This window comes from Paraburkholderia saeva, from assembly GCF_907164555.1.
GTDB lineage: Bacteria > Pseudomonadota > Gammaproteobacteria > Burkholderiales > Burkholderiaceae > Paraburkholderia > Paraburkholderia saeva.
Genome location: NZ_CAJQZC010000009.1, coordinates 147,052 through 166,195, shown reverse-complemented (window position 1 = coordinate 166,195; position 19,144 = coordinate 147,052). Strand labels below are relative to the sequence as shown.

19 protein-coding genes are annotated in these 19,144 nt (G+C 62.1%); 13 read left to right on the top strand and 6 right to left on the bottom strand.

The annotated features are described in order from the left end of the window. Window positions 1-84: 84 nt before the first annotated feature. Entirely contained in the window at window positions 85-1,176 is a 1,092-nt protein-coding gene (locus LPA36_RS22125; protein WP_407674321.1) for a GlxA family transcriptional regulator, read from the bottom strand. 221 nt (window positions 1,177-1,397) lie between these two features. Between LPA36_RS22125 and LPA36_RS22120 the strand changes: the two genes are divergently transcribed. Next, window positions 1,398-2,552, top strand: coding sequence for a branched-chain amino acid ABC transporter substrate-binding protein (locus tag LPA36_RS22120; protein ID WP_228881537.1), 1,155 nt, complete (start codon window positions 1,398-1,400; stop codon window positions 2,550-2,552). 124 nt (window positions 2,553-2,676) lie between these two features. Here LPA36_RS22120 and LPA36_RS22115 read toward each other — a convergent pair whose 3' ends face one another. The 3 genes from LPA36_RS22115 to LPA36_RS22105 form a co-directional block, all read right to left on the bottom strand. Then, window positions 2,677-4,029: a TRAP transporter large permease gene (locus LPA36_RS22115; RefSeq protein WP_228881526.1), complete on the bottom strand. Its 1,353-nt coding sequence runs from the start codon at window positions 4,027-4,029 to the stop codon at window positions 2,677-2,679. A 7-nt stretch (window positions 4,030-4,036) separates the two neighbouring features. Continuing rightward, window positions 4,037-4,516 carry a TRAP transporter small permease gene (locus LPA36_RS22110; RefSeq protein ID WP_228881523.1) on the bottom strand — a complete coding sequence of 160 codons (480 nt, stop codon included), beginning with the start codon at window positions 4,514-4,516 and terminating at the stop codon, window positions 4,037-4,039. A gap of 144 nt (window positions 4,517-4,660) precedes the next feature. Beyond that, window positions 4,661-5,653: a TRAP transporter substrate-binding protein gene (locus LPA36_RS22105; protein WP_228881521.1), complete on the bottom strand. Its 993-nt coding sequence runs from the start codon at window positions 5,651-5,653 to the stop codon at window positions 4,661-4,663. Between the two features lie 618 nt (window positions 5,654-6,271). Between LPA36_RS22105 and sapR the strand changes: the two genes are divergently transcribed. From sapR to LPA36_RS22070, 7 genes are all read left to right on the top strand, one after another. Beyond that, entirely contained in the window at window positions 6,272-7,231 is a 960-nt protein-coding gene (gene sapR, locus LPA36_RS22100) for a sap1 transcriptional regulator SapR (protein ID WP_407674320.1), read from the top strand. A gap of 37 nt (window positions 7,232-7,268) precedes the next feature. Continuing rightward, a complete protein-coding gene (ddpX, locus tag LPA36_RS22095) occupies window positions 7,269-7,835 on the top strand; it encodes a D-alanyl-D-alanine dipeptidase (RefSeq protein ID WP_228881518.1) in 567 nt (188 codons plus the stop codon). A gap of 65 nt (window positions 7,836-7,900) precedes the next feature. Next, complete coding sequence (locus LPA36_RS22090; protein WP_228881516.1) at window positions 7,901-9,508, top strand: ABC transporter substrate-binding protein; 1,608 nt, start codon at window positions 7,901-7,903, stop codon at window positions 9,506-9,508. Between the two features lie 77 nt (window positions 9,509-9,585). Beyond that, complete coding sequence (locus LPA36_RS22085; RefSeq protein WP_228881514.1) at window positions 9,586-10,656, top strand: ABC transporter permease; 1,071 nt, start codon at window positions 9,586-9,588, stop codon at window positions 10,654-10,656. Window positions 10,657-10,720: 64 nt separating this feature from the next. Beyond that, entirely contained in the window at window positions 10,721-11,635 is a 915-nt protein-coding gene (gene nikC / locus LPA36_RS22080; protein WP_228881510.1) for a nickel transporter permease, read from the top strand. Between the two features lies 1 nt (window position 11,636). After that, window positions 11,637-12,515 carry an ABC transporter ATP-binding protein gene (locus tag LPA36_RS22075; RefSeq protein ID WP_228881508.1) on the top strand — a complete coding sequence of 293 codons (879 nt, stop codon included), beginning with the start codon at window positions 11,637-11,639 and terminating at the stop codon, window positions 12,513-12,515. Then, window positions 12,512-13,294: an ABC transporter ATP-binding protein gene (locus LPA36_RS22070; protein WP_228881504.1), complete on the top strand. Its 783-nt coding sequence runs from the start codon at window positions 12,512-12,514 to the stop codon at window positions 13,292-13,294. Before LPA36_RS22075 ends, LPA36_RS22070 begins: the two co-directional genes overlap by 4 nt. A 20-nt stretch (window positions 13,295-13,314) precedes the next feature. Here the strand turns inward: LPA36_RS22070 and LPA36_RS22065 are convergent, their stop codons facing one another. After that, complete coding sequence (locus LPA36_RS22065; protein ID WP_228881501.1) at window positions 13,315-14,067, bottom strand: IclR family transcriptional regulator domain-containing protein; 753 nt, start codon at window positions 14,065-14,067, stop codon at window positions 13,315-13,317. A gap of 340 nt (window positions 14,068-14,407) precedes the next feature. Between LPA36_RS22065 and LPA36_RS22060 the strand changes: the two genes are divergently transcribed. Both LPA36_RS22060 and LPA36_RS22055 read left to right on the top strand, forming a co-directional pair. After that, the gene (locus tag LPA36_RS22060) at window positions 14,408-15,799 is read left to right on the top strand and encodes an MFS transporter (protein ID WP_228881500.1); all 1,392 of its coding nucleotides are present in this window, start codon (window positions 14,408-14,410) and stop codon (window positions 15,797-15,799) included. 373 nt (window positions 15,800-16,172) lie between these two features. Beyond that, complete coding sequence (locus LPA36_RS22055) at window positions 16,173-16,394, top strand: hypothetical protein (RefSeq protein WP_228881497.1); 222 nt, start codon at window positions 16,173-16,175, stop codon at window positions 16,392-16,394. A 27-nt stretch (window positions 16,395-16,421) separates the two neighbouring features. On the opposite strand, the gene LPA36_RS22050 is transcribed toward LPA36_RS22055, so the two are convergent. Further along, window positions 16,422-16,847, bottom strand: a complete 426-nt coding sequence (locus LPA36_RS22050; protein ID WP_228881494.1) for a DUF3455 domain-containing protein — start codon at window positions 16,845-16,847, stop codon at window positions 16,422-16,424. A 239-nt stretch (window positions 16,848-17,086) separates the two neighbouring features. Between LPA36_RS22050 and LPA36_RS22045 the strand changes: the two genes are divergently transcribed. The 3 genes from LPA36_RS22045 (at window position 17,087) to LPA36_RS22035 (ending at window position 19,085) form a co-directional block, all read left to right on the top strand. Further along, a complete protein-coding gene (locus LPA36_RS22045; RefSeq protein ID WP_228881491.1) occupies window positions 17,087-17,500 on the top strand; it encodes an FKBP-type peptidyl-prolyl cis-trans isomerase in 414 nt (137 codons plus the stop codon). 187 nt (window positions 17,501-17,687) lie between these two features. Continuing rightward, window positions 17,688-18,236: a YMGG-like glycine zipper-containing protein gene (locus tag LPA36_RS22040; RefSeq protein ID WP_228938489.1), complete on the top strand. Its 549-nt coding sequence runs from the start codon at window positions 17,688-17,690 to the stop codon at window positions 18,234-18,236. A 75-nt stretch (window positions 18,237-18,311) separates the two neighbouring features. Further along, complete coding sequence (locus LPA36_RS22035) at window positions 18,312-19,085, top strand: MBL fold metallo-hydrolase (RefSeq protein WP_228881487.1); 774 nt, start codon at window positions 18,312-18,314, stop codon at window positions 19,083-19,085. Window positions 19,086-19,144 lie beyond the last annotated feature (59 nt).

The following is a 19,144-nucleotide window of genomic DNA, read 5'->3' as shown; positions in this document are numbered from 1 at the left end:
CGATCTGCCGGAAAACAGAAGAAACGCGACAGATATCATTGTGAGGCGAACGTCATGGCCCGCGGTGTTGCCGATGCGGACGTCTCATGCAGCGGCCGCGCTGCGCGATCCACGTAGCTTGCCAGGCGTCACGCCATAGGCCTCGCGAAACACGCGGATGAAATGCGCCGAATCGGCGAAGCCGCATTCATAGGCGATGTCGGTGATCCTGCGCGACGTGTTCACGAGCATCCAGCGCGCGTAGCGCAGGCGCATTCGCCGGTAGAACTCGTTAGGCGACGTGTTCATCTCGCTCATGAAAGCGCGTTCGAGATTGCGCACGCTGGTGCCGATCATCTTCGCGATGACGACGATGTTCAACGGCGCCTCCAGATTCTCTTCCATCAGCAGAACCGCGTGCCGCACGGTGGTGTCCTCGACGGACAGATAGCCGAGCGCCGCACGTCGCTCGATAAATGACGATCCGCCCTGGCGGCTGACTGTCATCTGATGAATCACCTTCGATGCGCGGTCCGGTCCGCAATGAAGGCTGATCAGACGCGCCGCCAGTTCCACGACAGAGATGCCGCCAGCGCACGTGATGCGGTTCCCGTCGATCAGATAATCGGCGTGCGTGACGACGCGCAGTGCGGGAAACATGCGCCGGTAGTCGTCGAGATGGAAACTGTGCACGCAGGCCACGCGGCTTTCCATCAAGCCTGCGCGCGCCAGCACGAAGCTGCCTGTGCACATGCCGACGAGCGGAATGCCCGCATCGGCCGCTTCATGCAGATAGTCCCAGTAGCGCCGGTCGACCTGATCGAGATGGGGCAGCAGGCCGCCGATAACGACGAGATAGTCGAACTGCGTCACGTCTGGAAACACCGACTGAATCTGGACGGGAATGCCGCAACTCGCTTCGACCGACTCACCTTTGGCGCCGACAATCGTCCACAGGCAACGTAATTGCCGGCTCTGGTCGCCGCGATCCGCTGCGTGACGTAACGCATCGCACAGCCCGGCGAGCGACAGCATGGGAAAGCGCGGCCACAACAGAATGCCGACGCTCAGCTCCGCGCCGGAGCGACTCGGCAGCGCCTGCGTCGTTCGTGGCAGCGCATCCAGCTGCTCGACGAGTGCCTGAGCAGCGGGGGTTACGCGGGTGGATTCTTCGGCGGCCGGCATGCGCAACCTCATGGATGAATCGTCGGAATTATACGGCGACGCGCGACGGATCATCGCCCGGCAGTATTGTCGCAATTCTTCTATTTTGCGGCAGATCGATGCAATGCCCCGCGTTTCTGGCTGCATAAATTGGAACCCGCAATCGAACGACATCGCACTGCGAGGTGCGGACGGCGCTGCGCAGACTGGCGCACCGTCCGCCCAGCTAACCACACTTCTTTTTCGGGTGAAGCATGAGCAAATTCACAGCGTTGGGTCGCGGCGTGACGGCCGTCGGCATTCTGGGGGCGTGGGCGGTCGTTGCAGCCGGTGTGGCCCATGCGGACGAGAGGGTGAAGATCGGCGAGGCCGCGCCCGTCACGGGGCCTGCCTCCTATCTCGGCAAGGACACCGAGAACGGCGCGCGGCTCGCGATCGAGGAAATCAACCAGGCGGGTCTCGTAATCGCCGGACACAAGGTGACGCTCGTCTTCGACGCACAGGACGATGCGGGTGACCCGCGTCAGGCGACCCAGGTCGCGCAGAAACTGGTCGACGACAAGGTTGTCGCGGTGATCGGCCACATGCAGTCCGGATCTACCATTCCAGCCTCAAAGATCTACAACGACGCAGGCATCGTCCAGGTGTCGCCGTCCGCGACGAATCCGGCCTACACGCAACAGGGCTTCCGGACCGCTTATCGCGTCGTCGCCACCGATGCACAGCAGGGACCGACGCTTGCCGACTACGCCGCGAAAACGCTGAAGGTCAAAACGATCGCAATCGTCGACGATTCGACTGCATACGGGCAGGGTCTCGCCGTCGAGTTCGAAAAGCAGGCGAAGCTCGATGGCATCACGGTACTTTCGCATGACGCAAGCACGGACAAGGCGGTCGACTTCCGCGCGATTCTCACGAAAATCAAGGGCGAAAAACCGGATGCGATCATGTACGGTGGACTCGACGGCACGGGCGGCCCGTTCGCAAAACAGGCAAAACAGCTGGGCATCACGGTCAAGGTGCTGGCCGGCGACGGACTATGCGCTGACGATCTCGCGAAACTCGCAGGCGATGCGGCAGACAACGTCGTCTGCTCGATTGCCGGCGCGCCGTTGCTGAAAATGGCGGACGGTCCCGCGTTCGTCGAGCGCTACAAGAAGCGCTTTGGCTTCGCGCCGGTGCTCAATTCGCCGTTCGCGTATGACGCGGTAGGTATCGTCGTCGATGCGATGAAGCGCGCGCAGTCCACCGAGCCGGCAAAGATTCTCGCGGCAATGCCCGCGACCGACCATCAGGGCGTGCTCGGCCAGACGCAGTTCGATCCGAAGGGCGATCTGCGGCACGGCGTGATTTCGCTCTACCAATACGTGGGAGGAAAGCAGGCGCTGCTTGGCGTGGTGGAGAAGTAACTTGAGCCGCACGCAGGTCTTTCGTCAGGCAGGAAAGCGGCCAGCGTCACGAACGCGGGGCGCAAAAGAAAACAGCCCCGCATGTGCGGGGCTGTTCGTATCTGCCTGATAAAACCCTTGGACCTCAATACACCGGGTGTCCGTTAATCACGCTTGGCAACCACGTCGAGAAGAACGGCATGTAGGTGACCACGTTAATTGCGCTGAAGATGGCCAGATAGTACGGCCACGCGATTTTCGTCGTTTCGCCGATCGAGACGTTACCGATCGCGCAGCCAATGAACTGCACCGAGCCGATCGGCGGGTGAACCAGGCCGAGTGCGCAGTTCAGGAGAATCATGATGCCGAACTGCACGGGACCCACGCCGGCATGCATCGCCATCGGCAGGAACAGCGGCGTCGTGATCAGGATGTGGGCAGCCATGTCGACGAACGTACCGAGGAAGACCTGGAGAATGTTGATGTACAGCAGCATCAGCCACGGAATCGTCGTTGCGTGCTCGAGCAGACGTTCAATCGCGTCCGGAATCTCCAGATAAGCCATCTGGAAGCGCAGCATGTTCGACACGGCGATCAGCAGCAGCACCACACCAGTCGTCTTGGTTGCGCGGGAGAGCGCCACGAACAGTTTCTTCATCGTCATCGTGCGATAGACGAGGAGTGTCAGCACGAGCGAATAGGCCACCGCAATCGCCGCGGCTTCTGTCGCCGTTGCAATGCCTTTTGCCACGCACACGAGGATGATTGCGATCACCATCAGGCCCGGCACTGCGCCAAGGAACGTCCTGCCCACCGCGAACCAGCCGGGAAACTTCTGCACGCCGGTCGAACCGTCAGCACGGCGCGGGTAGCCGAAACGAACCGCTTGCCAGTAGGCTGCGATCAGCACGAAACCCATCACCCACAGCACCGGCAGCAGCCCGGAGAACAGCAGGTCGCCGATCGAAACGCCGCTCAGCGTCTGTCCGTTCAACGTGCCCGTGATCCCCTGTGCAGCGAACGCATAGATGATCATGTTCGTCGACGTCGGCATCAGCGCGCCGGCGAGCGACGAGTGTGTCGTCACGTTGACCGCATACGCCGCGCTATAGCCTTCGCGCTTCATCAGCGGAATCACGACGCCGCCCATTGCCGACGTATCGGCTGTCGGCGAACCCGACACGCCGCCGAACAGCGTACAGGCGACGACGTTGGCCATGCCGAGACCACCGCGGAAGTGCCCGACGGCGGCCTGCGCGAACTTCAGGATGCGGTCGGCGATACCGCCGTGCAGCATCAGTTCGCCGGAGAAGATGAAGAAGGGGACCGCGAGGAACGAGAACGCGTTCATGCCCGAGATCATCGACTGCATCGCGGTTGCCGCGGGCAGGCCTTCAAACAGGTACGTCAGGACGCACGAGAGCCCCAACGCAAACGAGACCGGAACCCCGAGAACGAGGAACACGATAAAACTGACAAACAGAATGGCAAGTTCCATGATTGCTCTAGTTGTGTTCCCGCGCGAACAGCTTCAGCAGATGTTCGAGCGAGAAAAGAATAATGCAGACGCTGGCAGCGACGGGAATGAAGTAGCGGATTGCTTCGGGCAGGCCGAGAATTGGAATCCGGTCTTCCATCGTCGTTTCCGCCATTTGCAGGCAGCCAGAGAAAATCGCGACGGAAAGCGCAATCAGGCAAAGATGCTGGAAGGCCTCGGCGGCGATCTGCCCTTTGGGCGACAGCTTCTTGACAAGCGAATCAAGCCCGATATGCCCGCTTTCGCGAACCTTGAGCGAGGCCCCGAACATGGCGATGACGATCACCAGCAGCAGGGCGATCGGCTCGACGAAATCGGGTGCATCGTTAAAGACATAACGCATCACCACGCCGTAAAAGACCAGCACGGTCAACACGGCAAGGCTGATCGACGCCACGATAGCCAGCACCCGGGCAATAAAATCGTTCGGGCGTTTCATGAAGGTCATTTATTCCATCCTTCCATACAACGGACTAATCCTGCCCATTCAGACTTCCCCGCGCGGCCGCTGGCGGCCGGCGGGAAAATGCTTGTGGCGGAACGTCCGGCAAGACACACTGCCGGACATTCCGCCATCACCTGCGGGTGAGACTTACTTGACCGCCTGGATTTCGTCGACGATCTGCTTCATCGCCGGCGTCTTTTCGTACTTGGTCCAGACCGGTTGCATCGCCTTCACGAACGCAGCGCGATCGATCTGCGACGAAGCGACGATCGTGGCGCCGCCCTTCGTCACGGTTTTCGCAGCATCGGCTTCACGTGCCGTCCACAGCTTCTGGTAGTAAGGCACCGAGTCAGCTGCAGCCTTCTTGATGACTTCCTGTTCCTGCGGCGTCAGCGTGTCCCACACCTTCTTCGAGAACACCAGCACTTCCGGCGTCATCGCATGCTGGGTTTCCGAGAACACGGGCGCGACTTCGAAGTGCTTCGTTTCGTCGTAGGACGGCAGGTTGTTTTCCGCTGCGTCGACGAGACCCGTCTTCAGGCCCGTGTAGACCTCGGCGAACGGCATCGGCGTCGGCGTGCCGCCCATTGCGCGGATTTCGTCGACCATCAGGTCGGACGGCTGCACGCGGACCTTGAGGCCCTTCATGTCAGCCGGCGAATGGATCGCCTTCTTCGTGTAGATCGAACGTGCGCCGCTTTCATAGAAGGTCAGCGCGATCATGCCCTTCGCCTTGAAGGCGTCGAGAATCTTCTGGCCTTCCGGGCCGTACATGACCTTGCGGAAATGGTCGATGTCACGGAACAGGAACGGCAGCGACGGAATCATCGATTCCGGCACGATTTCGTTGAACGCTGCGCCGTTCGCGCGCGTCATGTCGAGCGCGCCGATACGGACCTGGTCGATGGTGTCGTTTTCAGAGCCGAGCGAGCTGTTGCCGAAGACCTTGACCGAATCCTTGCCGTCGGTCCCCTTCGAGATCTGCTCACCCATGTACTTCACGGCCATGTTGGTCGGGTAGGTGTCGCTGTGCACATCGGCCACGCGGAAGACGCGCGCCTGTGCTGCACCGGTGCTCAAGGCCAGCACCGACGCCGCCACCATCAACGAAACACGGGAAAGGTTAAAGTTGTTTTTCATCGCGATATTTCCTCTGAAAATAAACCATCGATCGATTGCAAAAGCTGCGATACGGTCCTGGCCCGTATCCCGGCTCTCGTTTCTCGACCAGCCGCCATGGGAAATGTGGCGCTGGAGATGGCGTGGTCTCCGGTCACTCGGCCATCCGGCCTTGCACAGGGCAAAAGCTGGGTGGATTTGTATGTTGTCCTATGACTGCGTGAGTCTATCTATATGAGATACAGGATGTACACCGGGTAATTACCCGTATGGCGCGAGCGCGCGGCCTGAGCGGCGGTTTTCGCCTGGTTCCTTTTTCGTCCGCGAGAAGCGGGCAGAACAGGGCAATGCCGCGCTCCGTAAGGCAGGAAGCTTGAATATGCGGCAAATATTTCAGTTCGTCATATAGTTATACGACGACATATAACTAAGTGTCTCCTGAATTTGAGCTGAGTCTCGTCGCATCCGGGGCGGGCCCTGGTGGCCTGTTTGTCTGAATCCCCATACAGTAGGCAGGGTCAGCAGGCGCCCGTGCGCCTATTAACCGGTCTCTTTTGATAGATTTTTTAAGCTGGCGCTGACTTTATTGGTTTTGTCAGATAGATGTCAATCGAGAAAAGAATGACAGATATCTAACCAATGCCGCCAGCCACGATGCCGACCGCGTTTGCACAGACTGTCGAATCGCGTTACGCCGGGCTGACCCCGACCGCGAAACGTATCGCGAGCTACATGCTGGCGAACCTCGAGCGGCTGGGGCTCGAAACCGCCGACCAGATCGCGCAGCAAACCTGCACGAGCGGGATTTCCGTGGGGCGCTTCCTGCGCAGCGTTGGCTATCGCAACCTGGATGACCTCAAGCGCGAACTGCGTGGCGTGCAGGAGCGTCCGTGGATGATCACCGACCGGCTGGAGGAATATCGCCGGTTAGCGGCTCAAACTCAAACTCAAACGCGCGAGCCGCGGCATGCCGATCCGCAGGAGCCCATGGCCCGGTTCGACGGCGTAGCGACGGGCGAGAGCGTGGGCGCTGGCAGCACGCTTGGGCGCTCGCTCGATCTCGAGCTCGACGCCGTCCAGTACGTCTACCAGCTTGCCCGGACGCCTGCCTTCGCGCACGTCGCCGAACGCCTGGCGACCGCCGATGCGGTGTACATCCTCGGCATCCAGTCGACCCGCGGCATCAGCAACGCATTTTCGAGCTACCTCGAATACATCCGCCCGCGCGTGTTCTATTCGGACGGTATGTCGGGTTCGTACGTCGATTCGCTTAACTCCGGTTTTGCTTCGCCCTATCTTGTCGTCACCGATATCCGTGCTTACTCGCGCATCGCGCGCAGCTACTGCGAGGCGGCGACGCAGCGCGGGCTGCCGTTTGCGCTCGTCACCGACCTGTACTGCCCGTGGGCGCGCGACTTCCCGTGCGACCTGCTGCAGGTCAAGACCGACGTCGGCCAGTTCTGGGATTCGCTTGCACCGTTGACCTGCCTGTTCAACCTGTTGATCACGTCGGTCGTCGAGCGGCTTGGCCCGGCCATCGACGAACGCGTCGCGCGCAATCGTGAATTGCAGCGCGAACTCGATCAATTTGATCTCTAGCCCACTTCGGCACGCTTACGCCAACCGCGCGCACCCCATGACAGAAGCCCACCGACTGATCCACATTACGCCCGAAACGCACGATGTCGATATCGACCTCGTCTATGCCACGGACCGCAACCTCACGGGCAAGCCGATCTACAAGGCCGCGCATTGCCTGCTGCTCACGCCCGCCGAGGCGGCCTTGCACAAGGCCGTGGCAATCGCGAAGACGGTCGGCATGAAGCTGCGGATTTTTGACGCGTACCGTCCGCCCCAGGCACAGCAGGTGCTGTGGGACTTCCTGCCCGATCCGAACTACATCGCCGACCTTGGTCTCGGTTCTAATCACAGTCGCGGCACGGCGATCGACCTGACGCTGCTCGACGCGAACGGCAACGAAATCGACATGGGCACCGGCTTCGACGCGATGACCATTGAATCGGAACACTTTCATCCCGGCCTGCCCGAGCACGTGCAGCGCAACCGGCTGCTGCTGCTCGGCGTGATGCATGCGGCGGGCTTCACCCATATCAAGAGCGAATGGTGGCATTACGAGTTGCCCGGTTCCCGTTCGCTGCGCCTTATCGACAACAGTGAGAGCGGCCCGTTGCGTCTCATGTAGCGCGGGCCGGTTTCCAGCATCCGCAGTTCCCTGCAAGGCTCTACAACACTTCTTATGGAGCGGGTATGAAACTGGTTTTGCGCAATGCGCTGGCAGCGGCGGCAGTGGCTTCGGTTCTTGCGGTGTCGTTCACGGCCGCGGGTCCCGCAGCCGCCGCGACGCCGAAAGACATGTTCGTGATGGCCACGTTCCTCGACGAATTCACCACGCTCGATCCGGGCGAAGTCTACGAACTCGTGCCCGAAGAATACGTGGCGAATACCTACGACAGGCTCGTGCGAGTCGATCTGAAAGACCCGTCGAAATTCAATGGCGACGTCGCGCAGTCGTGGACCGTCAGCCCTGATGGCCTGACGTTCACGTTCAAGATCCGGCCGGGCCTGAAATTCCACTCGGGCAATCCGTTGAGTGCCGATGACGTCGCATGGTCGATCCAGCGCACGGTCCTGCTCGACAAGGGCGCGGCGGCCGTGCTGCAAGGTATCGGCCTTACAAAGGACAACGCGCTCACCAACGTAAAGAAAATCGACGACTCCACCGTGAGCGTCACGACCGACCAGAAATATGCGCCCACGTTCATACTGAACGTGCTCGGCGCGTGGCCGGCGTCAGTCGTCGACAAGCAGTTGCTGATGCAGCATCAGAAGGGCAATGACTTTGGCAACGACTGGCTGCGTACCAACGAAGCAGGCTCCGGCGCGTACAAGCTCGTGAAGTGGACCGCGAACGACAGCATCGTGCTGCAGCGTTTCGATGGCTACCGTGTGCCGCTCGCCATGAAGCGCGTCGTGCTGCGTCACGTGCCGGAAGCATCGAGCCAGCGTCTGCTGCTTGAAAACGGCGACGTCGACGTTGCGCGCAACCTGAGTCCGGACGATCTCGTCGCGCTGACAAAATCGGGCAAGGCGCATACGAGCGCCGTGCCGCAGGCGACGCTGCTGTACCTCGGCCTGAACGTCAAGAATCCGAATCTCGCGAAGCCGGAAGTCCAGGAAGCGATGAAATGGCTGATCGACTACAAGGGCATCCAGACCAATGTGGCCAAAACGACGTACAAGGTGCACGAGACGTTCCTGCCCGAAGGCTTCCTTGGCGCACTCAATACGAATCCGTATCAGCAGGACGTCGCGAAGGCGAAGGCGCTGCTTGCCAAGGCCGGCCTTCCCAATGGATTCTCCGTGACGATGGATGTGCGCAACGGCTACCCGTACAGCGAAATCGCCGAAGCGGTGCAGGCGAATCTGGCGCAGGGCGGCATCAAGGTTCAGATCATTCCGGGCGACAACAAGCAGACGCTGGCGAAATACCGCTCGCGCTCGCATGACATCTACATCGGCGAATGGGCGGCGGATTACATCGATCCGCACAGCAACGCGCAGGGCTTCGCGTGGAACCCGGACAACTCAGACAAATCGAGCTACAAGATGCTCGCGTGGCGTAATTCGTGGGACATTCCCGATCTGACGAAAGAGACGAATGCCGCGCTCGCCGAATCGTCGACGACAAAGCGCGCGGAGTTGTACCAGACGATGCAAAAGCAGATGCTGGCCCGTTCGCCGTTCGTGATCATGTTCCAGCAGGTTTCGCAGGTGGCGGCGCGCCCGGGCGTGACGGGTCTTGAGGTGGGTCCGATCAATGACCTCGTGTCGTATCGCGACCTGAAGAAGCAGTAACGTATCGGGCGAAAGCGAATGAAGGCGAAGCCGTTGAGGCTTCGCCGGATCGTTTTGGCCGACACCGGGAATCCATCATGTCGACGCCTGTCACCACGCCCGGGCGCGTGCGCGCGCTTTCCGCGCGAAGCTCTGGCATCCGCTGGACGCTGCGCCTCTTGCGCTGGATCGTGACGCTCGTGATCACGTTCACGGGCCTGCTTGCCGTTACGTTCGTGATCGGCCGCAAGGTGCCGATCGATCCGGTGCTGGCGATTCTCGGCGATCGCGCGTCGGCGGCCGCTTATGCGGCCGCGCGTCTCCAGCTGGGTCTCGACCGGCCGCTCTTCGTGCAGTTCATGATCTACGCACGCGATGTGCTGCACGGCAACTTCGGCATGTCGCTGCTGACCGCGCATCCCGTCATCGAAGACATCCAGCGCGTGTTTCCCGCGACGCTCGAACTCGCGACGCTCTCGACGATACTCGGCGTGATCATCGGTGTGCCGCTTGGCGTGATAGCGGCGGTGCGTCATAACCGGTGGATCGATCACGTCGCGCGCTTCGTGGGGCTCGTGGGCAGTTCGGTGCCGGTGTTCTGGCTCGGCCTGATGGGGCTGCTGCTCTTCTACGCGAAGCTGCACTGGGTCTCGGGGCCAGGGCGTATCGATCCGGTGTTCGATGGAATGGTCGATACACACACCGGCAGCCTGCTGGTCGATTCGATCATCGCGGGCGAATGGGACGTGTTCTTCAACGCGTTCTCGCACATCGCGCTGCCGGCTGCCATTCTCGGCTATTACTCGGTCGCGTATCTAAGCCGCATGACGCGCTCGTTCATGCTCGAACAGCTGAGCCAGGAATACATCACGACCGCGCGCGCGAAGGGCTTGCCCGAGCGACGCGTGATCTGGCGTCACGCGTTCGGCAATATCGCGGTGCCGCTTCTGACCGTGATTGCACTCTCGTACAGTTTTCTGCTGGAAGGGTCGGTGCTCACCGAGATCGTGTTTGCGTGGCCTGGCATCGGTTCCTATCTGACAGGCGCGCTGCTGAATGCCGACATGAACGCCGTGCTGGGCAGTACGCTTGTGATCGGCGTGACGTTCATCGCGCTCAACCTGCTGACCGACGCGCTTTATCGTGTGTTCGATCCGCGCGCCCGCTGATGACCCGGAGATACATTTGATGCAGTCGTCTTCCGATCACGCTACGCAAAACCCGGAACTATCGATGAACGCTGCACCGCAAAACTGGAAAAGCTGGCTGCTGACCGATACGCCTGCGTCGCGCAAACAGGCCGCCCTCGGTCTCGCATATCGGCGCTGGCAGCGTTTTGCGAGCAATCCGCTGTCTGTGTTCGGCTTCGTGATTCTGGCGGTATTGATCATCATCGCGGCAATCGGCCCGCTGATCGCGCCGCATGATCCATTGCAGCAGGTGCTGTCGGACCGGCTCATGCCACCGGGCTCCGCGTCGCACTGGTTCGGCACGGACCAGCTTGGTCGCGACATTCTTTCGCGCCTGATTTACGGCTCACGTCTCACGCTTTCGATTGCAATGCTCGTGGTAGTCATCGTCGTGCCGGTGGGCCTCATGATCGGCACCACGGCCGGCTTCTTTGGCGGCTGGGTCGATAACGTGCTGATGCGGGTCACCGATGTCGCGCTCGCGTTTCCGAAGATCGTGCTCGCGCTGGCGTTCGCCGCGGCGCTTGGGCCGGGTGTCATCAACGCAGTCATCGCAATTTCAATCACGGCGTGGCCCGCGTACGCGCGACTTTCGCGTGCCGAGACGCTGCGGCTCGTCGAGGCCGATTTCATCCACGTCGCGCGTCTGCAAGGCGCTTCGAAGCTGCGCATCCTGCTACGGTATATCGTGCCGCTGTGCTCGTCGTCGGTGATCGTGCGTGCGACGCTCGACATGGCCGGCATCATCCTGACTGTCGCCGGTCTCGGCTTCCTCGGCCTCGGCGCGCAACCGCCCGCGCCGGAGTGGGGCTTCATGGTCGCATCGGGCCGCAACGTGCTGCTCGATTCGTGGTGGGTCGCGACGATTCCCGGCTTCGCGATCCTGCTCGTGAGTCTCGCGTTCAACCTGCTCGGCGATGGCCTGCGCGACGTCTTCGATCCGCGCCACGGAGGCTGACATGCAATCAGAAACCACGCAGCACCTGTGCGAAATCGACGATCTGCGTATCGCCTTTCGTGGCCACGACGGCACGCCCGTCGATGCCGTCCGCGGCCTGTCCCTGTCGGTGCGACGCGGCGAGCGGCTTGGCATCGTCGGCGAATCGGGTTCCGGCAAATCGCTGACGGGGCGCGCGCTGCTCGGCCTTTTGCCGCCTGCGGCGCACTGCACGGCGAAGACGCTGAAGTTCGACGGCGAGGATCTGCTCGCGATGTCCGCCGCGAAGCGCCGCAAGCTGTGCGGCCGGCAGATGGGCATGATCCTGCAGGACCCGAAATATTCGCTGAATCCGGTGATGACCGTCGCGCAGCAGATGGCTGAGGCGTTCGCGCTGCATGGCCCGAAAGTCTCGCGTCGCGAGATGCGCGGCAAGATCGTCGCCGCGCTCGAAGCGGTGCACATCCGTGCGCCCGAACGTGTCGCCGATGCGTACCCGCACGAGCTGTCGGGCGGCATGGGCCAGCGCGTGATGATCGCGATGATGGTGTCGTCCGGGCCGCGTCTTCTCGTTGCCGACGAGCCGACCAGCGCGCTCGATGTGCTCGTCTCGATGCAGGTGCTCGGCATTCTCGACGAGATGATCGAAAAGCACGACACGGGGCTGCTGTTCATCAGTCACGACCTGCCGCTCGTGATGTCGTTCTGCGACCGCGTCGTGGTGATGTACGCGGGGCGCGTGGTGGAAACCTGCGCGGCGCGCGATCTCGCGCATGCGCAGCATCCCTATACGCGCGGGCTGCTCGCGGCGAATCCGCCGCTCGTGAATCCGCCGGAAGAGCTGACCGTGTTAAAGCGCGATCCGGCGTGGCTCAAGGAATCGCAGGGAGTGTTCGAATGATCGATGTCAGCGCGCTTACAGTGCGTTTCAGGACGAAGACCGGGCACTTCGACGCGGTGCGCGACGCGACCTTCCATGTGGGCGAGGGCGAAGTGTTCGGCATCGTCGGCGAATCGGGTTCCGGCAAGTCGACGATTCTGCGCGCGCTCACGGGTCTTGTAGCCGCTGCCGCCGGCACGATGAAGACCGGTTCTCACGTACCCGGTGAAAGGGCGGGTCGCGCGTTTCGTCGCGACGTGCAGATGGTGTTCCAGGATCCGTATGGGTCGCTCCATCCGCGTTTTACCGTCGACCAGACGTTGCGCGAGCCGCTCGCGATCAACGGCATCGACCGGCAGGACGAACGCATCGTCGCTGCCTTGCAGGAAGTGGGGCTCGGCGCGGCGTTCCGGTTTCGCTATCCGCATCAGCTTTCGGGCGGCCAGCGGCAGCGTGTGGCGATTGCGCGGGCGCTGATCGTCGAGCCGCGCGTGCTGCTGCTCGACGAACCGACGTCCGCACTCGATGTATCGGTTCAGGCCGAAATTCTCAACCTGCTGCGGCGGCTGCACCGTGAACGCAATCTCACGATGATCCTCGTGAGCCACAACCTTGCGGTGATCGGCTTTCTCTGCTCGCGCGTGGCGGTGATGCGCAACGGCGAGATCGTCGAGGAACTGGGTATCGAAGCGATCCGCGCGCAGCAGGTGGACAACGACTACACGCGCAGCCTGCTGCTGGCGACGGGCGGTTATGAGCGCAAGGCCGTCGAGGTGATCGGCATGGACGCGGCGCTTTAGCGATTTCCGGTGCCGCGCCGTTACACCACGGCGCGCAACAGGGCCGCGGTTTCCTGCAACACGGGCAGCACGCGTGCGAGCGCCTCGCTGCCTGTCTCCTTGCCCGTTTGCATGCTGACGCTGATTGCGCCGATCACGACGCCGTTGTGGTTGCGCAGCGGCACGGCGACGCCGCGCATGCCCACTTCGAGCTGTTCTTCCGACATCGCGTAGCCATTCTGAAGCACCTGGTCGATCTGGGCCCGCAGCCGCGACTTGTCGACGATCGTGTGCGGCGTGAACACCTTGGGTTCGTATCGTTCGAGGAAATCCGTCACGCGCTCGGGCGGCTGGTAGGCAAGCACGATCATGCCCGCCGATGAAAGCGGCGGGGCCGCACGCGAGCCGAGCACAAAGCCGACTGTCGTGACCCGGCTCGCGCCGTTGCGCGCCACGTAGACGACATCGTCGCCGTCGAGCACCGCCAGCAGCGCGCTTTCCTGCACGGCGGCGGTGATGCGCTGCAGGAAGGGCTGCGCGATACGCGGCAGACGGGCCGACGAAAAATACGCCGTGCCGAGGCGCAGCACACGGGGTGCGAGCCAGAAGAGCCTTCCGTCAGTCTCAGCGTAACCCGCTTCGGCGAGCGTCAGCAGATAGCGGCGGGCTGCGGTACGGGTCAGGCCGGTCAGCGCCGCGACGGCCGCCGGATTCATGCGGGGATGGTCTTCGTCGAACGCCTCAATGACCGCCAGGGCCTTCGTCGCGCCTGCAATTCGATCTTTATCGTTCACCGTGCCGCTCCGTGGAAACCCGAATTACGGGCGAAGTTCGCGCGGCGTGCGCGAATAGCGCCCATTTTATGCTGGACGCCGTTGTGGTGTGGGGAGTGAACGGGTAATTTCCCGACATGCGCTGATGTCGATGGTCGCGATCTGGACGCCCTTGAAGCTTGCGCACCCAGACTTGCGGCGCACGGCATTGCGGTGTATGAAGTGCGACCGGGGTCGGATCATTTCGCTGATGATCTGTTTTCAACTGACCGGACCCGGAAGCGTTCAGCCAGCCTCGATGGCTTTAGCTGACGCTGCAGTGCGGAACCACCGTAGTTACATATCAATATGGGAGACTGAAATGGCTGGCAGCCTGACCGAACACGAGCCGCAAGGCGCACATCAGACACGAAAGGCGACCGTGAGCGGCTGGATTGGCTCTGCGCTCGAATACTACGACTTCTTCATCTATGCGACTGCGGCTTCGCTGATTTTCCCGCAGCTGTTCTTTCCTTCAGGCAATCCGAAGATCGCGATCGTTGCTTCGCTCGCGACCTATGGCGTCGGTTACGTCGCGCGTCCCATCGGTGCGTTCGTCCTTGGGCACTGGGGCGACACGAAGGGCCGCAAGAACGTGCTGCTGGTCTGCATGTTCATGATGGGCTTTTCGACGATGGCTGTCGGCCTGCTGCCGACTTACCATCAGGTCGGCATGCTCGCGCCGGTGCTGCTCGTCATCCTGCGTCTGATCCAGGGCTTTGCGGTGGCTGGCGAGATTTCGGGTGCAAGCTCGATGATTCTTGAACACGCTCCGTTCGGGCGACGCGGTTATTACGCGAGCTTTACGCTGCAGGGCGTGCAGGCCGGCCAGATTCTGGCGGCCGCCGTGTTCCTGCCGCTTGCGCACTACATGCCCGAAGACGCGTTCAACGCATGGGGCTGGCGCATTCCGTTCCTGCTGAGTGCCGTGGTGCTGGTTGCGGGCTACATCATCCGTCGCGAGGTCAGGGAAACACCCGCCTTCGCCACGGAAGGTGCTGCGCCGCGCTCACCGATCGTCGAGGCCTTCAAGTTCAACTGGAAGGAAATGCTTGTCGTGGTGTGCTGCGCGCTGATGAACGTCATTCCGGTTGTCACGACGATTTTCGGTGCGGCCTATGCCGTGCAGCCGTCGTACGGGATCGGCTTTCACAAGAGCGTTTATCTGTGGATCCCGGTGCTCGGCAACATCGTCGCCGTGCTCGTGATTCCGTTCGTTGGCAATCTCTCGGACAAGATCGGCCGCCGGCCGCTCATCATCGGTGGCGCGCTCGGTTCAGGGCTGCTTTCGTTCGGCTACCTGTACGCCATCAGCATTCAGAGTGTGCCGCTCGCGATCGTAATGTCGCTGCTGATGTGGGGCGTGGTCTACCAGGGCTACAACGCGATTTTCCCGAGCTTTTATCCGGAACTCTTCCCGACGCGCTCGCGCGTTTCCGCGATGGCGATTGCGCAGAACGTCGGCACCACGATTACCGCGCTGCTGCCGGCCCTGTTTGCAACCGTCGCGCCGCCGGGATCGACCAACGTTCCGATGATGATTGGCTCGATCACACTGGGTATCACGGTCATCTCGGCGATCGCTGCGTACAGCGTGCGTGAAACGTACCGTATTCATCTCAACGATCTGGGCGAACGCAGCGCTACACCGGTCGACAAGGTCGACTACATGCGGCTGCGCGAGCAAACCCTTTCGGACGCAAAGGCTGCCTGAGGGCGCTTCTGCAAGCTGCCGGATGAATTGATCCGACGATCAGGCGCTGACGTTCTGGCGCACTGCATGAATAACGCGGGAACCCGTCTGAACGCAGGGTTCCCGCGTTTTTTCTTTTACCGTGAAAGCGACATCGGGCCTCATGACTGTTGCGTCGCAGCATGCTTGCGCCTAAAGTATCCCAATAGATCGCTGCTTCGGCGAACGTGGATTGCTGCTTTAAAGCGCGGATAAAAACCGCTTTAAACAGCAGACGAATCACGTTTCAGAGCGGGCGGATGTCCACGCAATCCTTCCTTGTTTTCAAAGTACCTGGCCGGACATTGAACGGCTGGACTGCAATGCGGAAGGGCAGAGCAGAAGGAGCCGCGCAATGTCCCCTTGTGACGACTGTCTGGACCTCAGTGGCTCTCCGTCCGCGACGGGATGGCGTCAGGGGCTTGCCCTGCTCGGCGTGGGCGCGTTATGCGGTGAGACTGCGGTGGAGCACTATCGCTGCGTTGCCTGTGGCGCATCTTTTTCGCGTGTGCTGCTGGGCGAGCACGACGATCGCATCTGGCGATGGCTTGACTGCCCCGGCGTCGGTCACGCCTGATCTCTGCGCGTCGGATTGACTCCGTCCTCAAGGCCGCTCCTTTCCAGACAGAACGTACTGTGCGGTGAACGCCGTACGTACAGTCGCGCCCGCTGACCTGGGCGCGCCTGCGGGAGGCAGTCCGCCGTCCGTCATCACACGCTGGATGTATGCGGCGCCGGCCAGAATGCCGTCGCCGCTGCTGCGGGTCACCTTGTACAACTGCCAGGCAGCGCCCATGTCTTCAGGCGCGGTGTAGCTGCTGACAAGGCTCGTTTCGACACGGCTGCCATCGGATGCCGTCCACACGAGATCCGGCGAGATTGTCAGCGTGATCCTGCGGTCTTCCGGAGATAGCCGGCCGGTTCGGATCACGGTGGTGTCCAGCGAATCGCCGTGCGTCTTCCACGTCAGCTTTTTGCCGCCAGCGGCCACTTCGCTCGCGGCAAACGCGGCGATACCCTGGGCGTTCAATACGCATAGCGGGCGACGCCGGCGGGCGCATCATGCGCTCGACGCGTTTTCTGCGGCCCGCACAACGTGTTCAGCGTTTTTTCATAGCGGTGTTGCGCTATCCACTACACTGTCCGCCGGATTTCGTGTGCAGGCGCGCGCCGGGCACGGCCGCGATCAAATCGGCGGCTGCAACATCCGCTCACAGAATTTCGGAGCGGCGTCTTTTACAATAGCGACGCACTTAACTGGAGGTTCATTTGAAATCTATCGTTGGCACACTCGCAGCCGCCGTTCTCGTTTCGACGGCATTCACCGCAGCACCCGCCATGGCAGCCACCACGGAAAAGCTTCCTTCAGGCGTGATCGTCGAACACCTGACGGCAGGCAATGGCGCGCAGCCCAAGGCCACCGACGTCGTGACGGTCAACTATCGCGGCACGCTCGCGAATGGCACCGAGTTCGACGCGTCGTCCAAACACGGCGGCCCGGCCAGCTTCCCGCTGAACCGCGTGATTCCGTGCTGGACGGAAGGCGTGCAAAAGATGAAGGTCGGCGAAAAGGCGAAGCTCACGTGCCCCGCAGCGACTGCCTATGGCGAACGCGGTGTCGGCGCGATTCCACCGAACAGCGATCTGACGTTCGAAGTCGAACTGATCAGCATCGGCAAGTAATGCCAGCAGGCGCCTCGCCGGATAGCCGCAGCCGGCAGGCGCCACACCCTGCATCGGGATCCCTTGTCGCGGGGCGGGCGGGAACGTCCAAATGTAAGCAAAAAAACTTTCAGTAACGATCTCGTAACCACAAAACGGGACGATTGGCCTAACGTAATGACTCTGATGTCATTCCCTCCGCGCCACCATGAGTCACAGCCCGAAAATGATTCGCATCGCACTACCTGCCATGCTCGTCGCACTGGCGCTCGGCGGCTGCGCCGTCGTGCCGCCGAGCGGCCCGAGCATCGTCGCACTGCCGCGTAGCGGCGAGCCGCTCAACCAGTTCCAGCAGGATGATTACGCGTGCCGCGACTACGCGTTCCACGCCAGCGACGCCGCTGGCGCGTCGCAAAGCGCAACAGCGAGCGGCGTAAATAGCGCCGCAATCGGCACACTCGGCGGCGCGGCCGTGGGCGCGCTGCTGGGCGCGGCGGCGGGCAATCCGGGCGCCGGTGCTGCGATCGGCGCCGGCAGCGGGTTGCTGGTCGGCGGCGCGGCAGGCGCGAACGGCGCGCAGTATTCAGCGGCCAGTCTGCAGGGGCGTTACGACGCGGCCTACGCGCAGTGCATGACGTCGAAGGGCAACACGATTGCGCAGCCGCAGCAGTATTACGCGCCGCAACCGGTGTACATGGCGCCGCCGCCGCGCTACGTTGCGCCGCCCGTCATGTACGCACCGTACCCATACTATTGAACGCAAATCGCGCAGGCTGATCGCGGACGCGCAGGGTGTGTCACAGTAGCGGCTTATTCCTGTGGAGCCCGTCGCATGACTCTCTTGCCGATCGCCGACCGGTGGTTCGAAATCAGACGCATCAGCGAAGACATCACGCTCCTGTGGGAGCCGCATGTCGTTCCGCTGATGCGTTGCAATATCTGGCACGTGCGCGGCCGCGACCGCGATCTGATGATCGACACCGGCATGGGCATCGCCAGCCTGCGTGACGCCGCGCGACACCTGCTGCAGAAGAACGTGACGGCGGTCGCGACGCATACGCATTCGGATCACATCGGCGGCCATCACGAGTTCGAGCACACGCTGGTCCACGAACTGGAAGCGGACAACCTCCGCGCGCCGGGTGGGCGCAACACGCTGCTCGCCTCTGAACTCGGCGAAGAGGCCATATGCCGCTATCGCGACTGGGGCTATCCGTTCGACGGCGACCTGATTACCGCGCTGCCTGAGGCTGATTACGCGATGTCCGATTATCGCGTGCGCGCCGCGACGGTCACGGAAATTGTCAACGAGGGCAACGTCGTCGATCTGGGCAACCGGCATTTCGAGGTGCTGCACCTGCCGGGCCATTCACCGGGCAGCATCGGCCTGTGGGAAGCGGCGACGGGCACGCTCTTTTCCGGCGACGCGCTCTATGACGGCCCGCTCCTCGACGAGATCAGCGGCGCCGACATCCCGACCTACGTGCGCACGATGAAGCGCCTGCGCGAACTGCCTGTGCAGGTCGTTCATGCGGGGCATGACGGGAGCTTTGGGCGGGAGCGGCTCGTCGAACTGGTGGATGCGTATCTCGACCGGCGCGCGTAGAAAACACGTACGGCGCCGTTGCTGGCGCCGCCGAAGGCCGACAGCCGACACTCAGCGCC

Excerpts from the sequence above, each read along its gene's own strand:
- LPA36_RS22085 (WP_228881514.1), top strand. The coding sequence starts at position 9,586 with ATGTCGACGCCTGTCACCACGCCCGGGCGCGTGCGCGCGCTTTCCGCG.
- LPA36_RS22040 (WP_228938489.1), top strand. The coding sequence starts at position 17,688 with ATGAGTCACAGCCCGAAAATGATTCGCATCGCACTACCTGCCATGCTC.
- LPA36_RS22070 (WP_228881504.1), top strand. The coding sequence starts at position 12,512 with ATGATCGATGTCAGCGCGCTTACAGTGCGTTTCAGGACGAAGACCGGG.
- ddpX (WP_228881518.1), top strand. The coding sequence starts at position 7,269 with ATGACAGAAGCCCACCGACTGATCCACATTACGCCCGAAACGCACGAT.
- nikC (WP_228881510.1), top strand. The coding sequence starts at position 10,721 with ATGAACGCTGCACCGCAAAACTGGAAAAGCTGGCTGCTGACCGATACG.
- LPA36_RS22115 (WP_228881526.1), bottom strand. The coding sequence starts at position 4,029 with ATGGAACTTGCCATTCTGTTTGTCAGTTTTATCGTGTTCCTCGTTCTC.
- LPA36_RS22110 (WP_228881523.1), bottom strand. The coding sequence starts at position 4,516 with ATGACCTTCATGAAACGCCCGAACGATTTTATTGCCCGGGTGCTGGCT.
- LPA36_RS22060 (WP_228881500.1), top strand. The coding sequence starts at position 14,408 with ATGGCTGGCAGCCTGACCGAACACGAGCCGCAAGGCGCACATCAGACA.
- LPA36_RS22035 (WP_228881487.1), top strand. The coding sequence starts at position 18,312 with ATGACTCTCTTGCCGATCGCCGACCGGTGGTTCGAAATCAGACGCATC.
- LPA36_RS22055 (WP_228881497.1), top strand. The coding sequence starts at position 16,173 with ATGTCCCCTTGTGACGACTGTCTGGACCTCAGTGGCTCTCCGTCCGCG.
- LPA36_RS22075 (WP_228881508.1), top strand. The coding sequence starts at position 11,637 with ATGCAATCAGAAACCACGCAGCACCTGTGCGAAATCGACGATCTGCGT.
- LPA36_RS22090 (WP_228881516.1), top strand. The coding sequence starts at position 7,901 with ATGAAACTGGTTTTGCGCAATGCGCTGGCAGCGGCGGCAGTGGCTTCG.
- LPA36_RS22105 (WP_228881521.1), bottom strand. The coding sequence starts at position 5,653 with ATGAAAAACAACTTTAACCTTTCCCGTGTTTCGTTGATGGTGGCGGCG.
- LPA36_RS22120 (WP_228881537.1), top strand. The coding sequence starts at position 1,398 with ATGAGCAAATTCACAGCGTTGGGTCGCGGCGTGACGGCCGTCGGCATT.
- LPA36_RS22125 (WP_407674321.1), bottom strand. The coding sequence starts at position 1,176 with ATGAGGTTGCGCATGCCGGCCGCCGAAGAATCCACCCGCGTAACCCCC.
- sapR (WP_407674320.1), top strand. The coding sequence starts at position 6,272 with ATGCCGCCAGCCACGATGCCGACCGCGTTTGCACAGACTGTCGAATCG.